Raw genomic sequence first — 15,203 nt, 5'->3', positions numbered from 1 at the left:
TGCCGCAAAGGCTGACAGTGCATGGATTGAGAACTTAGGCGCGTCAATTAAATAGGCAAGTCTGCGATGGGTCGAACAGGCTGGGAGTCAGTGGCGGGGCTCGCTCTGGCGGCAATTCGTGCTGTTTGGCAGCGTCAACCTTAGCGGCTTTCTGCCTGAGGTAATTAAGAATCAGCTCAATCACCTTCGGGTCTTCAATGCTTGCAATCACTTTGACTTGGCCACCGCAGTGTTCACAGACCTCGATGTCGATGTTGAAAACACGCTTGAGTCGTTGCATCCAGGTCATAGCGCGGTGGCGCTCTGCGGGCTCTTGTCACACCAGCCAGTATCGAGACCTTCCGATTGATCGGGCTTTTTGCCCCGCTTAGCGGGTGTTACTTGAACGCGGTGTTTGCTGTTCGGTGCAAAAAGCCCGTGGAATCGAGTAAGGTTGACCCTAGGCTTGGGTACCAAAGCCGCTAGCTTGGCAATGAAATCCAGTGGTTCGAAGATCACATGCGTAGTGCCATTGCGGTAAGGGGTTTTGAGCTCGTAGCGGATTTGTCCATTGGCGGTCAATGCCAGACGCTTTTCCGAGATCGCTGGCCGACTGATATAGCGACACAGGCGCTCAAGCTTATCTCGCTGATGCGCTTCGGCCATGACACCGGCGTGTAGCGAGAAGCCGGCATAGTTCGCCACTCGGCTGTTGGTGTCGGCCTGATTCTCTCGCCCCGGTAAGGTTTGTAGGGTGAAGACCTTGCGCCCCTGCTGAGGACCGGTGGCGATGCGATAGGTCACTGATGCGCCCTGCAGTTGCGTCAGCACATCGCCTTCCTCCTCTTCCAGAGTCAACCAGGTATTCTCGGCATCGCGCTCTAATACGCCTCGCTTTTCCAGACAGCGAGCAATGCGATGGCTAAGCGTGTGGACGAGGGTATTCAGCTCATCGTGGGTCGGCGCTTTGACCCGATGGAAGCGCTGTTTACCATGGCCGTCTTCGGTGTAAATCCCGTCGAGAAACAGCATGTGGTAGTGTACATTCAGATTCAGCGCGGAGCCAAAGCGTTGGATGAGCGTTACCGATCCACTTTGTGCCGTAGCCTTGGTAAAACCCGCTTTCTTAATCAGATGGGTTGAGAGTATACGGTAAACGATGCTCAAGACCTTGCCCATCAGCTCCGGGTAACGGGCCAGCAAAAAGCGCAACTGGAAAGGAAAACTCAGCACCCATTGGCGAATAGGCTCTGCGGGAAATACTTCATCCACCAAAAGTGCGGCACTCTCCACCATCCGGCGGGCACCGCAGCTGGGGCAGAAACCACGCCGTTTGCAGCTGAAAGCGACCAAACGCTCGTGATGACAATCTTCACAGCGCACACGCAAAAAGCCATACTCTAGCCGACCACATTGGAGAAAATCCTCGAATTCTCTCTGAACGTAACGCGGCAAACTTTGTCCCTGGTCATCTAAAGAAGACTTAAAGACCGGATAGTGCTGCTGAACCAATTGATAGAGAAGCGTCTGTTCGGGCCGATGACGTTCATAGTTCGGTACTTGACTCGCCCTGGCATTCCTTGCCGATGACATGAGCATCTTCCCTGATACTGTACATATAAACAGTATACAGAAGAAGCTTCTAACTGACGATCAGGAATAATTCTGGGCACAAGTTTTTAGTCCGCTATTCAACAAGAGCCAATAACATCGCGCGCATCGGGGGAGCGGTTATAGTACGCTTCTACGAGGGTGAGGTTTTCCATCGCTTCAGTGAATTTATTCAGTTTTGTCTGGATGCCCGCCATATTGAGGCGGGCTGAGGCTTCTCCACGTTGATCTTTCTGTTGGATTACGTAGTCTAAATATCCCTTATAGTGTAAGCGATCATTTTAGCTCGTCTTTTTTCTCTTAATCTCATTCGGTATCGTTATTGCCATTCGTTCACCTCAAAAAGGGAAAGGCAATAATGGCAACTAAACGAAGAACCCAGACCCAATGGCAGCAACTCATCGAACAATGGAAACAGACTGATGAGACCATTGCCAATTTCTGTGTTCAGCACGGTTTAAATCAGGCGAGCCACGGCTGAAGCCGAGAAGCCTGGCCTGACGTGCGACCGACAGTTTGTGTGTTCGGTCGATCATTTCTTTCCGCCCAGCAATCCCGCTTTGCCGAGCGCTCCGGCTAAAAAATCATTCTCCAATGTCAGTTCGCCTATTTTGGCGTGCAGCGTTTTGACATCGACGGTTGGACCTGCCGGTTCCGCCTTCGCTTCATCGCCGAAAACGCCTGTCGCCCCATCAAGGAGCTGGTCTTTCCACTGTTTGATCTGGTTGGCATGCACGTCGAACTGCTGGGACAATTCCACCAGCGTCTGCTCACCTCGGATCGCGGCGAGCGCCACTTTTGCCTTGAAAGCCGGGCTGTGGTTCCGGCGCGGTCGTCTTGTCATGGTATCTCCTGTTCCCGGCATCTAAGCCGAAGTCAGGCAGAAATTCCACTTATCACCGCTGTGCAGATTTCCCGAGCCACCTCTGATAGTCCGGGTGCACGAGCGTCATTGGGATGATGATGTCCTGCGAGTAATTCCTGCGAATCTCGCTGACCGCAGCGATCGTAAGTCCCCTCCACAAGGGGAGATCCTGATAGTCTCCGCTCGCTGGTATGGGGACCGTTTCTTTCACCACGAACCCGATTTCCTCAGGGTCAAAGATCAGCGATTTCGGACGCCGATCGCGCAGCCGCTCAGCGAGAGTCGTCTTTCCGGCGCCGAAAGGTCCGTTGATCCAGATTATCATTGTCGACGGCCTCTAACCGGAAGGCTCGCAAGAGCGCTGGGCGGCTTCGTGTGCTGGCACGATCGGAGTGGCTCCGAAGTGCTTCTCAAGATAGGTGACGCCGAACGTCACGATGTCCTGCGCGTCGAACAGGTAGCACTGAGCAAAGCCCACGACACCTTCTCGATGGCGACCGAGCTTCACGTAAGCATTTGCTATAGTTTCGACCGCATCCGGCTTTCCTTCGATAGCAAAGCAATCGAGAATGCCGTTTGAATCGTATTCTGATGCCGTTTTCCAGGCGACTTCACCGTTTCTTCCAAGCATCGGCATCTCATACGTCACCCATCGTTTGTTGGGGATATCCGCAACCGCCTCGGCGTAGTGCAATGCGGTAACGGAGTTTAGCGGCGCACCCAACAGCAGGGCCTTCCCGCCAAGGCGGACGAACCGCTCGACGGGCGACCCTTCCCCCAAGGCGTGACCGAGTTCGTGAGGCTCCGTCAGCGTTTCAGCTAGCGGACCAACCGCGACCATCGATGCATCGGGGTGCGCGCTGCGCCGCGCGCCGGGGGCTTGAACCAGAAATTGATTCAGCAGGCCGAACCCACGGTAAGTCCCGGCCGTTGCGGGATCGAACGGCGGCCAGGTACGGCGGGCTTTGTCATCCAACCGAGCGCCATTCAGAGTCTCCTCGTAGGGTGATCGGTCCCACGACGCGTATCCCATCACAGTGCCAGTCGGCCCAACCGCGGAGCGTAACGCGGCAACGACCGTCTCCGCTCCTCCTTCGACCGGACCAATCGCTTTAAGTGAGGCATGCACCATCAACAGGTCACCGGTTTGGACTCCGAGTTTTCGAATTGCCTCCGTTATTGCCTTCCGCGTATGCATCGCGATATCTCCTCTAAACTGCAAAACACTATACCTATCGAGAGGCACTGTTGCAAAGTTAGCGATGAGGCAGCCTTTTGTCTTATTCAAAGGCCTTACATTTCAAATCTAAAGTATATATGAGTAAACTTGGTCTGACAGTTACCAATGCTTAATCAGTGAGGCACCTATCTCAGCGATCTGTCTATTTCGTTCATCCATAGTTGCCTGACTCCCCGTCGTGTAGATAACTACGATACGGGAGGGCTTACCATCTGGCCCCAGTGCTGCAATGATACCGCGAGACCCACGCTCACCGGCTCCAGATTTATCAGCAATAAACCAGCCAGCCGGAAGGGCCGAGCGCAGAAGTGGTCCTGCAACTTTATCCGCCTCCATCCAGTCTATTAATTGTTGCCGGGAAGCTAGAGTAAGTAGTTCGCCAGTTAATAGTTTGCGCAACGTTGTTGCCATTGCTGCAGGCATCGTGGTGTCACGCTCGTCGTTTGGTATGGCTTCATTCAGCTCCGGTTCCCAACGATCAAGGCGAGTTACATGATCCCCCATGTTGTGCAAAAAAGCGGTTAGCTCCTTCGGTCCTCCGATCGTTGTCAGAAGTAAGTTGGCAGCAGTGTTATCACTCATGGTTATGGCAGCACTGCATAATTCTCTTACTGTCATGCCATCCGTAAGATGCTTTTCTGTGACTGGTGAGTACTCAACCAAGTCATTCTGAGAATAGTGTATGCGGCGACCGAGTTGCTCTTGCCCGGCGTCAACACGGGATAATACCGCACCACATAGCAGAACTTTAAAAGTGCTCATCATTGGAAAACGTTCTTCGGGGCGAAAACTCTCAAGGATCTTACCGCTGTTGAGATCCAGTTCGATGTAACCCACTCGTGCACCCAACTGATCTTCAGCATCTTTTACTTTCACCAGCGTTTCTGGGTGAGCAAAAACAGGAAGGCAAAATGCCGCAAAAAAGGGAATAAGGGCGACACGAAAATGTTGAATACTCATACTCTTCCTTTTTCAATATTATTGAAGCATTTACCAGGGTTATTGTCTCATGAGCGGATACATATTTGAATGTATTTAGAAAAATAAACAAATAGGGGTTCCGCGCACATTTCCCCGAAAAGTGCCACCTGACGTCTAAGAAACCATTATTATCATGACATTAACCTATAAAAATAAGCGTATCACGAGGCCCTTTCGTCTTCAAGAATTTTATAAACCGTGGAGCGGGCAATACTGAGCTGATGAGCAATTTCCGTTGCACCAGTGCCCTTCTGATGAAGCGTCAGCACGACGTTCCTGTCCACGGTACGCCTGCGGCCAAATTTGATTCCTTTCAGCTTTGAGTATAGGAAGTATAAAGCACCTTTTCACCCCTAAGCTGAAGTATCATACCCGAAATTGCTGCTCATTTTTATTGCCTAAGCCCCAGAATTTAGCTTCACAGCGCCTAAAGCAGGTCGTATTTTGGTCGATTTGACCGAAAAGTGCCTGGCGAATGGATCTCTAGCCGACAGTTGCCCCACCGGCCTGCCGCAAAGGCTGACAGTGCATGGATTGAGAACTTAGGCGCGTCAATTAAATAGGCAAGTCTGCGATGGGTCGAACAGGCTGGGAGTCAGTGGCGGGGCTCGCTCTGGCGGCAATTCGTGCTGTTTGGCAGCGTCAACCTTAGCGGCTTTCTGCCTGAGGTAATTAAGAATCAGCTCAATCACCTTCGGGTCTTCAATGCTTGCAATCACTTTGACTTGGCCACCGCAGTGTTCACAGACCTCGATGTCGATGTTGAAAACACGCTTGAGTCGTTGCATCCAGGTCATAGCGCGGTGGCGCTCTGCGGGGCTCTTGTCACACCAGCCAGTATCGAGACCTTCCGATTGATCGGGCTTTTTGCCCCGCTTAGCGGGTGTTACTTGAACGCGGTGTTTGCTGTTCGGTGCAAAAAGCCCGTGGAATCGAGTAAGGTTGACCCTAGGCTTGGGTACCAAAGCCGCTAGCTTGGCAATGAAATCCAGTGGTTCGAAGATCACATGCGTAGTGCCATTGCGGTAAGGGGTTTTGAGCTCGTAGCGGATTTGTCCATTGGCGGTCAATGCCAGACGCTTTTCCGAGATCGCTGGCCGACTGATATAGCGACACAGGCGCTCAAGCTTATCTCGCTGATGCGCTTCGGCCATGACACCGGCGTGTAGCGAGAAGCCGGCATAGTTCGCCACTCGGCTGTTGGTGTCGGCCTGATTCTCTCGCCCCGGTAAGGTTTGTAGGGTGAAGACCTTGCGCCCCTGCTGAGGACCGGTGGCGATGCGATAGGTCACTGATGCGCCCTGCAGTTGCGTCAGCACATCGCCTTCCTCCTCTTCCAGAGTCAACCAGGTATTCTCGGCATCGCGCTCTAATACGCCTCGCTTTTCCAGACAGCGAGCAATGCGATGGCTAAGCGTGTGGACGAGGGTATTCAGCTCATCGTGGGTCGGCGCTTTGACCCGATGGAAGCGCTGTTTACCATGGCCGTCTTCGGTGTAAATCCCGTCGAGAAACAGCATGTGGTAGTGTACATTCAGATTCAGCGCGGAGCCAAAGCGTTGGATGAGCGTTACCGATCCACTTTGTGCCGTAGCCTTGGTAAAACCCGCTTTCTTAATCAGATGGGTTGAGAGTATACGGTAAACGATGCTCAAGACCTTGCCCATCAGCTCCGGGTAACGGGCCAGCAAAAAGCGCAACTGGAAAGGAAAACTCAGCACCCATTGGCGAATAGGCTCTGCGGGAAATACTTCATCCACCAAAAGTGCGGCACTCTCCACCATCCGGCGGGCACCGCAGCTGGGGCAGAAACCACGCCGTTTGCAGCTGAAAGCGACCAAACGCTCGTGATGACAATCTTCACAGCGCACACGCAAAAAGCCATACTCTAGCCGACCACATTGGAGAAAATCCTCGAATTCTCTCTGAACGTAACGCGGCAAACTTTGTCCCTGGTCATCTAAAGAAGACTTAAAGACCGGATAGTGCTGCTGAACCAATTGATAGAGAAGCGTCTGTTCGGGCCGATGACGTTCATAGTTCGGTACTTGACTCGCCCTGGCATTCCTTGCCGATGACATGAGCATCTTCCCTGATACTGTACATATAAACAGTATACAGAAGAAGCTTCTAACTGACGATCAGGAATAATTCTGGGCACAAGTTTTTAGTCCGCTATTCAACAAGAGCCAATAACATCGCGCGCATCGGGGGAGCGGTTATAGTACGCTTCTACGAGGGTGAGGTTTTCCATCGCTTCAGTGAATTTATTCAGTTTTGTCTGGATGCCCGCCATATTGAGGCGGGCTGAGGCTTCTCCACGTTGATCTTTCTGTTGGATTACGTAGTCTAAATATCCCTTATAGTGTAAGCGATCATTTTAGCTCGTCTTTTTTCTCTTAATCTCATTCGGTATCGTTATTGCCATTCGTTCACCTCAAAAAGGGAAAGGCAATAATGGCAACTAAACGAAGAACCCAGACCCAATGGCAGCAACTCATCGAACAATGGAAACAGACTGATGAGACCATTGCCAATTTCTGTGTTCAGCACGGTTTAAATCAGGCGAGTTTTTACAATTGGCGTGCACCCGTCAATCCGGCACGCCGGGCTTTAAACTCGCCTCGATGGAAGCGCATACTGATCTTCTGGAGATCGCTCGTAAAGATGCCCGTCTGATGCTGGAGCGCGATATTGATCTGCAATCTGAGCGCGGTCAGGCACTTCGTCTGCTGCTCTATATTTCGGGCGTGACGAAGCCATCAGACTGCTGCGCGCGGGATAATACTGCATCAGCCAGCAATCTTGCAGCTGCCCTTCATGCATTTCATGGGCGGGCAGCAAGCGGAGTTTTTCAAAGCCGCATTTTTCATAGCAGGCAATTGCGCGTGAGTTGCGGCTTTGCGGGTCGAGAACAAGGCGCTGTGCGGCCTTGTCTGTTATGAGATAATCGCGCACCAGCGAGACAAGCTCAGTACCAAGTCCCAGCCCCCAGAAATCCGGTTCGCCGATAAACTGATCCAGCCCGTAGATCACATCCTCAACCGGTAGTTCCAGCGCCTGTTTATCTTCGCTATCCAGCGGGTAGAACTGCACATAACCAAGCGGTTTATCATCCAGTAACACCAGACACGGTGTGGTTTCCCCCTGATCCTCGATAAAAACTTCAATGACCGTTTGCAGATCGAAGTGTTTGTCACGCCCTTCGTAAAATTCCAGCACCCGCTCATCCTGCAGCCAGCGCAGCATCACCGGCGCATCGCTTTTCTGTAATGCACGTATTGCCAATCTGCCTTGCTGCACCAGCATAACCACTCTCCCGCTGAGTATAGGAAGTATAAAGCACCTTTTCACCCCTAAGCTGAAGTATCATACCCGAAATTGCTGCTCATTTTTATTGCCTAAGCCCCAGAATTTAGCTTCACAGCGCCTAAAGCAGGTCGTATTTTGGTCGATTTGACCGAAAAGTGCCTGGCGAAGGCACTGTTGCAAATAGAGATTTGAGTCGATGATGTTCCCTTTAAAAAGTACTTAGAGACCGAAAACCCTGTTGATTAGACACACTTCACCCTGAGGCTGACCATAATAAATGACGATGCTTGTCCTTTACGTAGTGCACGCATGACTTCAATACCTTTAATTGTGGCATAAGCCGTCTTCATAGATTTGAATCCTAATGTGGCCCTGATGATCCGCTTTAGCTTGCCATGATCACATTCAATCACGTTATTTTATACTTAATCTGCCTGTGCTCAAGGTCTGGTGGACATTTACCTTCCCGTTTTAACCGTGATAAAGCACGTCCATATGTGGGTGCTTTATCCGTGTTGATCACTTGTGGAATTTGCCACTTCTTCACATTATTTAAAATTTTTCCAAGAAAACAATATGCTGATTTGGTATTACGTCTAGAAGAAAGATAAAAATCAATGGTATCGCCACGTTGATCGACTGCACGATACAGATAAGACCATCGTCCATTCACTTTTACATAGGTTTCATCAATATGCCACGAGCTCAGATCTGTAGGATTACGCCAATACCAGCGTAAACGTTTTTCTATTTCAGGAGCATAACGTTGAACCCAACGGTAAATAGTCGTGTGATCAACATTCACACCCCGTTCGGCCAGCATTTCCTGCAGTTCACGATAGCTAATGCCATATTTACAATACCAGCGCACAGCCCAAAGAATGATTTCGCCCTGAAAATGCCGACCATGGAAAGGATTCATATGCTGCACCTTTAGCTAAAACAGTCTTCAGCTTACCATTCGTGGTTATTTGCAACAGTGCCAAAGCAAAGACTCGAGTCGATTTAGTATCAACCCTGTCAATGCAGATGACTCTGTACCGCAAGGCACTAATACCAAAGAAAAGAACTCAATTGTTGTTCGCGGTGCTCATACCTTTAAGAATATCTTAGGCCAAGAAAATTTCTCTACTCAACTTGGCGCCTCCGCATGGTATTCCACCATTGAAAATAAGCGTTCAGGGCAAGATGGCGATCGCCAAGTTTATTCGGTTTTTAGCAATACCAATTATAATCAATGGAATTTACAGCTTTTGGCTGGTTATCAAGACATTGATAATGCCGACATCCAATATAAAGATCATCTGACTTTGGGCGGTTTCGATTATTCATTTAACTCGGCAACCAAAGGTCAGATTTATTCAGCCGAACTGAGCTATTTATTTCCTCAGCAGTTTGGCCCCATTACCTCTGTTCGTCCTTACCTAAATTATAGTTCTTATCGAAAAGAGCAAGATGGCTTTAAAGACTCCACCCGTTTTATTCCCGGCATTGCCTTTAACTATCAAAAATTGACAGTACAAGCCGAGTTGCTGGTGGGTAAACACGATCCATATTTAGGAGACAGTGAAGGCCTTGCGGCTGGTGGAAGCAATAATAAATGGAATAAAAAAGCATTTGTAATTTTTGCTTATTACTTCTAACTCCAAAAACAAAGGCCAACATCTGTTGGCCTTTGTTTTTATCTAGATATTTATTTTTACTCTAGTCGATTACTGGTGAATTATTGAGAGGAAGTTCTGTTTTATCTTCATCAATCACATCGACATCTTGGGCGGTAGGCTCAAACTTAATTAGTAGTCCAATCACAATTAAAGGAATAAACGCAAAGATAGAAATAATCAGATAAACATCGGTTTTATATCCCGCCATCCAGATCGGTAAAACAAACAAAGCAATGGCTTGAGCAACACCTGTTACCGCACGGTTAAAGCCAACCCCAACACCACGAATCGAAGCTGGATAAGCCATAGTTGGATAAACCATCATTTGTGCCCCTGGCCCAAAGCCTTCGGCAAAAAGCCACAAACCGAGCATACCAATTGCAGTGTAGAGTAAAAAGCTATTACCGGGTTCACCAATTAATGCCAAGGCAATGAGGGCTATAAACTGGAGTAAAAAGCCTGTAAGCAACACATGACGAGATTTAAATCTGCTGGCAACAAATACACCTAACAGCCCGCCCGTAAATGCAAACAATAAATTAAGCCCGAATGTTGTAGTAATGGTCGTCAAGACATCGGTATGAAAGAAACGCGTTAAAATAGAAGGTAAAAAGAAGGCAATGGTCGTGTACTGAAATGCCACCGAAATATGAATCACAATGGCCACAATAGTTCTTGGCAAATAGGTTTTATTAAATAGAACTGCAAAACCCTCGCGCTTTTTCTTTTCAGCAGTTCTTTGTACTTTTTCAACTGTAGCGACTGCATTAATTGCATAGGATTCTTGTAGAACTTGAGCGGCTCCTTTTAAATCGCCTTGGTTTGCAAGCCAGATTGGTGACTCAGTTAAATATTTACCGCGAATAAAAATAATGAGTAACGCTGGCACTGCTCCAAAAATTAAAGATGCTCTCCATAACCAGTTGCTATGCTCAGGGGGTAAAAGAAAATAAAGCGCCAGAACTAGGCCAAAACACACCGAAGAAGCGGCATACCACATTGGGCACCATGCGGCTAAACGCGCTGCCTTATTGCTACTACCGTTAAATTTGGAAAACTCAGATAAGTATGACATTGCCACAGGCAGATCAATACCAACACTAATTCCCATAATAAATCTGGCTAAAATCAAAACCCAAACATTTGGTGCAAAGCCTGCAACAATTGCCGCAATAACAAACAGCACCATGTCCGCCATGAAGACCCGATAACGGCCAATTTTATCTGTCAGCCAACCACCAATCAGGTTACCAACAATAGTTCCGCAGACAATTGCTGAAGCTACCACACCGGTCATGACAGGGCTTAAGGAAAACTCTGAGATGACTTGCTCAATACCGAAAGAGAGCGTTGTTAAATCATAAGCATCAATAAATACACCAATCAGTGCCAACCAAATAACTTTATTCGATTTACCCTTCCCTGCAAATTTGGAAATTAATTGTGAAACATCATCGGGAGATTTAATTTCATAACGGTGGTTATGATCGAGTTCTTTTGTGCTCACTTAATAATTCCTGTATTTTAATCACAGGAACAAAATAATGATTATTCACACCATACAAAAACAAATTAATCTGATGTTTTAATCTAAATTATAGAATTATCTTTTCATTATTAACTCAGCAATAAAATCGATATAAAAAGACAAAATAAAAGCTGGCATTTAACCAGCTATTTATTTAAAGACTTTCCAAAATATTTAACTCGCCTCAGCAAGTTTTAACTCTTTTAGATTACGATATTTTGCACCTCGGTGATTTTCAGGTAAATATGGCCCAGCACCAAATAGTTTTTCTCTTAATGTTCCTTGTGCATATGAGGTTTGATATACCCCACGTTTTTGCAACTCTGGCACAATAAACTCAACTACATCGGCAAAGGTTTGATGTGCCAAAATGTAGGCAAGGTTAAAGCCATCGACATCGGTATCTTCAACCAATTGCTCTAGAGCATCCGAAACGGTTTCTGCCGAACCTACAAGTACAGGTCCATTACCACCTAAACTGTTCCAGTTAGCAATTTCTTCAATGGTCCAGACACGTTCCGGATCTGCATTTACATAAGAATCTAATAAAGATTGAATCGCGTTGGTTTGAATATATTCAACTTTATCGGTCGGTTGATATTGTGAAAAATCGACACCAGACCAGCCAGACAGCAATGTTAATGCCCCATCGTAGCTTCCATAGCTTTGATATTCTTTAAACTTAGCCTGTGCTTTTGCATCGGTTTCATCAGTGACAATCGACAAAAGCGCATAAATTTTAACAGAGTACGGATCGCGGCCTTCTTGAGCCAATTTTTGGCGAATGCCTTGTACCACTTTTTTAGTGGCAATTTTAGACGGCGCTGCTATGAATACACACTCGGCATTTTGACTAGCAAACTTCTGCCCGCGTGAAGATGCGCCTGCTTGGTAAAGTACTGGTGTTCGCTGCGGTGATGGTTCACAAATATGGATGCCCGGTACAGTAAAGTATTTACCCTCGTGCTGAATTGGATGCACTTTTTTATAGTCAGCAAAAATACCGCTTTCACGGTCACGAAGTACCGAACCCTCTTCCCAAGAACCTTCCCAAAGTTTGTAAAGGACTTCTAAGTATTCATCAGCAATATCATAACGATTGTCATGATTGACCTGAGTTTTTAGGCCCAAGTTTTTCGAACCACTTTCCAAATAAGACGTCACGATATTCCAACCAACTCGCCCTTTGGTTAAATGGTCTAGCGTACTAATACGCCTAGCAAAAGGATAAGGATGTTCAAAGGAAATAGAGGTCGTGACACCAAAACCCAAGTGCTTTGTGACTGCGGCCATCGCTGGCACAATCTGTAGCGGATCATTGACCGGAACTTGTACTGCACCTGTTAAAGCATGTTCAGCACTTTGATGATAAACATCATAAATACCAAGCACATCTGCAATAAAAATACCATCAAAAAAACCACGCTCAAGAATTTGTGCTAAATCTGTCCAATATTCTAAATCTTTATATTCAACAGATCGGTCTTGAGGATGTCGCCATAATCCAGGAGATTGATGGGCTATACAATTCATTTCAAAAGCGTTAAAACTAATTCTCTTAGTCATAAAATATCAACCAGAATTTTATTTAATTTTATACTAAAGCAATTTTTATATTTTCTTTATAATATATACCCCAAACAAAATATGATTTTATTCTAATAGTTTTTTATAATTTATTTTAAGAAATAAAAATAATATTAAGCCACTCAAAATAGCAGCTTAATATCTAAAACTATAATTTATTGTTTAGCAACTTCACCAATACGCCATTGATAAGGTGGTAATGTTCCATTCACACTAAAATCACCAATAATTCGATTTTTAAATACTCTCGGGTTATGTGAAGCTAGAGTTCGTACATTACGCCAGTACCGATCTAGACCTAAATCTTTGTCTGTTGCAGAAGCACCTAAAGCGTCAAATAAAATCGTAGAAGCATTTAAAATTAGATCGGTAATGACCGTCTGAGACTGCGCACTTTCAAGCTCAGCAAGTGCATTTTGTTCTTCTTCAAGCTGCTCATTATTTTGAAATGCAGCCAAGTAAGCACGCTGTAAGCTTTGTGCCACTTTTTCAACAATCGCTCCTGCACTATAAGCCGCGCCACGAATTTGTCCTACTACTTGTAAAATTTGCGGATCCTGTTTTACAAACTGGGAATTCGCATGCGTGTAGTTTCGGGTACGTTTAGCAACAGCTTGAGAAACATCATAGGTTGCAGCACGCCCTAGACCTGTAATGATTGCCAGTTGAACCAGTTGATAGTAAGCAGCCGAATATTTAAAACGGTCATCGTCAGGTAAAATTTCAGCTTCATCGACCAATACATCGTGGAAATATGCCGTACCACTTGCAGTAAGCTGCTGTCCAAAACCATTCCAGTCATCGACAATTTCAACACCTTCATCTTCACGGCGAACAACAACTGAGCCAGACTCTCCTTTTAAATCTGTTACCCCAACATCCACCCAGTCTGCATATAGGCTCCCTGTGGTGTAGTATTTTTTGCCTTTAACGCGAATTTTTCCGTCACTGTCTCGATATAAGTGAGTTTCAAACTGATCGATTGACTCTTTCCCGCCTTCAGACCATGCACTACCGACTGTTTCCCCATTGGCAATTCGGCTAAGCCAACGCTGTTGAAACGTTTTGTCTTTACTTACCAACACATCTTCAGTGAAACCAAAATGCACACGCAAAGCTTGCGGTAAATTTGAGTCGGCCTCTGCAAGTTCAATGAGCAATGCAAATAGTTCAGGAATAGTTGCATCAAAACCACCATGAGCTTTAGGAAGTCTTAACCGTGTAAAACCAATATCTTTAAGCCACTGAAGTTGCTCATACGGCAAAATATGCTGCTGCTCACGGATTAAAGCCCCTTCTTTAATACGGGCAAAAGTCGGTCTGAAGTTACTTGCCAATTCATCATACCGTTCAGAAGGTCCTTCACCCCATACCCGCGAAATGATTGAAGCCTGACTCAGTGCAGCGTGAGTTAATGAACCGAGATGATGCTCAAAATTTAAATTTGTCATGTAAGTAAAACCAATATTGCTTTGCTTTTACCATAAAATATTTATTTCACATGAAAACGATTATTTTTTTATAACAGTATTCAATCTTGATATAACACCAACCAAAAGCATGGCATTGCTAAGCAATTTGTTTTTTGTGAAGACTATGCTGACTTTGCAATAAGGTTTGCATATATTCTGAATAAACAGAAAGTTTTTCGAAAATATGCTCTGAGTAAAACATATCATCAATTAAGTGTGTCATTTGATTGACAGTAAAGGTATCGCATAGGCCGACCAGTGCTGCATTCATTTGAGCAAACAGAGCGCATAATTGAACATACACTTCATCTTTATTTTTAAATAATAATTTACGCATATCCAACTGATCCAAGTCTTTTAGACCCTCATCTTTTACGACTTTTACCCAATGAATTTTTATTTTTAAGAACTGTTCAAGTTGCATTAAAGCCTCTAAATCAAGCTCTAAATGGGTAATTAAAAAAACTGTAGAGATATCACTTCGACACAATGCTTTGATTAAATTTAAATAAATAAAGTCAGTCTCTCCCATCTCTATTAATTCTAAATCTAGATATATTTTTAGGCTTTCTAAAACTTCGTCTACCTTAAATACGACCTTCTTGTCAGCTTGATAGTATTTATTAAGGATATTTAGCGCAGGTGGAGTCGCCGGTGTTGTATAAATGGCTGCTTTGTTTAAGTTTGCAAAAATAAATGGCGAGAATAGATAAGCCAAACTGCTTTGCTGTGGCTCAATGTGAGACTGAATTAAATACACGGTTTGAGTTTTAGAAAAATCCCTGAGTACTTTCGCTCTAAGTAAGGTTGCTTCAAGGTTCACATACGTCTGTTCCAACTGATCTATTACCAAGGTGGAAATAGACTGATTTTTAATAATTTTATGAATAATGTTCAGTTGAGAAGTGATAAACATTTTTTAACATCCAAGCTATTTTAGAAGCGCTACACTTACACTTAGGTC

9 protein-coding genes and 6 pseudogenes are annotated in these 15,203 nt (G+C 45.9%); 3 read left to right on the top strand and 12 right to left on the bottom strand.

Translation table 11 applies throughout. From position 1 onward, the window contains the following. Positions 1–43 precede the first annotated feature (43 nt). A pseudogene (locus EGT34_RS19495) lies at positions 44–1,578 on the bottom strand (IS91 family transposase). Between the two features lie 370 nt (positions 1,579–1,948). Here EGT34_RS19495 and tnpA (EGT34_RS21460) point away from each other — a divergent pair. After that, positions 1,949–2,071: an IS66 family insertion sequence element accessory protein TnpA gene (tnpA, locus tag EGT34_RS21460; RefSeq protein WP_255879371.1), complete on the top strand. Its 123-nt coding sequence runs from the start codon at positions 1,949–1,951 to the stop codon at positions 2,069–2,071. On the opposite strand, the pseudogene EGT34_RS19490 reads toward tnpA (EGT34_RS21460), so the two are convergent. The 5 genes and pseudogenes from EGT34_RS19490 to EGT34_RS19465 all read right to left on the bottom strand — a co-directional run. Further along, a pseudogene (locus EGT34_RS19490) lies at positions 2,058–2,434 on the bottom strand (transposase); the annotation flags it as partial. The gene tnpA (EGT34_RS21460) and the pseudogene EGT34_RS19490 overlap by 14 nt on opposite strands. A gap of 358 nt (positions 2,435–2,792) precedes the next feature. Then, the gene (aac(3)-IIe, locus tag EGT34_RS19480; protein WP_000557452.1) at positions 2,793–3,653 is read right to left on the bottom strand and encodes an aminoglycoside N-acetyltransferase AAC(3)-IIe; all 861 of its coding nucleotides are present in this window, start codon (positions 3,651–3,653) and stop codon (positions 2,793–2,795) included. Positions 3,654–3,794: 141 nt separating this feature from the next. Then, positions 3,795–4,655 (bottom strand): broad-spectrum class A beta-lactamase TEM-1, encoded by an 861-nt coding sequence (locus EGT34_RS19475; RefSeq protein WP_000027057.1) that lies wholly within the window; start codon positions 4,653–4,655, stop codon positions 3,795–3,797. A 182-nt stretch (positions 4,656–4,837) separates the two neighbouring features. Continuing rightward, positions 4,838–4,999, bottom strand: a pseudogene (locus EGT34_RS19470) (helix-turn-helix domain-containing protein); the annotation flags it as partial. Positions 5,000–5,227: 228 nt separating this feature from the next. Then, positions 5,228–6,757, bottom strand: a complete 1,530-nt coding sequence (locus EGT34_RS19465) for an IS91 family transposase (RefSeq protein ID WP_000093022.1) — start codon at positions 6,755–6,757, stop codon at positions 5,228–5,230. Between the two features lie 376 nt (positions 6,758–7,133). Here EGT34_RS19465 and tnpA (EGT34_RS21555) point away from each other — a divergent pair, with 376 nt between their 5' ends. Continuing rightward, positions 7,134–7,355, top strand: a complete 222-nt coding sequence (tnpA, locus tag EGT34_RS21555; RefSeq protein ID WP_000201914.1) for an IS66 family insertion sequence element accessory protein TnpA — start codon at positions 7,134–7,136, stop codon at positions 7,353–7,355. 63 nt (positions 7,356–7,418) lie between these two features. Here the strand turns inward: tnpA (EGT34_RS21555) and aac(6')-Ian are convergent. After that, positions 7,419–7,985, bottom strand: a pseudogene (gene aac(6')-Ian, locus EGT34_RS19455) (aminoglycoside N-acetyltransferase AAC(6')-Ian); the annotation flags it as partial. 222 nt (positions 7,986–8,207) lie between these two features. Continuing rightward, positions 8,208–8,910 (bottom strand): annotated as a pseudogene (locus EGT34_RS19450) (IS6-like element IS1006 family transposase). A gap of 61 nt (positions 8,911–8,971) precedes the next feature. On the opposite strand from EGT34_RS19450, the pseudogene EGT34_RS19445 reads away from it, so the two are divergent. Further along, a pseudogene (locus EGT34_RS19445) lies at positions 8,972–9,631 on the top strand (hypothetical protein); the annotation flags it as partial. 61 nt (positions 9,632–9,692) lie between these two features. Here EGT34_RS19445 and EGT34_RS19440 read toward each other — a convergent pair. From EGT34_RS19440 to EGT34_RS19425, 4 genes are all read right to left on the bottom strand, one after another. Continuing rightward, positions 9,693–11,159 (bottom strand): MFS transporter, encoded by a 1,467-nt coding sequence (locus EGT34_RS19440; RefSeq protein WP_024437496.1) that lies wholly within the window; start codon positions 11,157–11,159, stop codon positions 9,693–9,695. A 195-nt stretch (positions 11,160–11,354) separates the two neighbouring features. Beyond that, positions 11,355–12,746: an LLM class flavin-dependent oxidoreductase gene (locus EGT34_RS19435; protein WP_024437495.1), complete on the bottom strand. Its 1,392-nt coding sequence runs from the start codon at positions 12,744–12,746 to the stop codon at positions 11,355–11,357. Positions 12,747–12,922: 176 nt separating this feature from the next. Beyond that, entirely contained in the window at positions 12,923–14,218 is a 1,296-nt protein-coding gene (locus tag EGT34_RS19430; protein ID WP_024437494.1) for an acyl-CoA dehydrogenase family protein, read from the bottom strand. A gap of 118 nt (positions 14,219–14,336) precedes the next feature. Further along, on the bottom strand, positions 14,337–15,155 hold the full coding sequence (locus EGT34_RS19425) for a hypothetical protein (RefSeq protein WP_000471030.1): 819 nt from the start codon (positions 15,153–15,155) through the stop codon (positions 14,337–14,339). Positions 15,156–15,203: the final 48 nt, after the last annotated feature.

This window comes from Acinetobacter sp. FDAARGOS_558 (assembly GCF_003937785.1).
GTDB classification, from domain to species: domain Bacteria; phylum Pseudomonadota; class Gammaproteobacteria; order Pseudomonadales; family Moraxellaceae; genus Acinetobacter; species Acinetobacter baumannii.
This window is presented reverse-complemented; position numbering and strand designations above follow the sequence as displayed.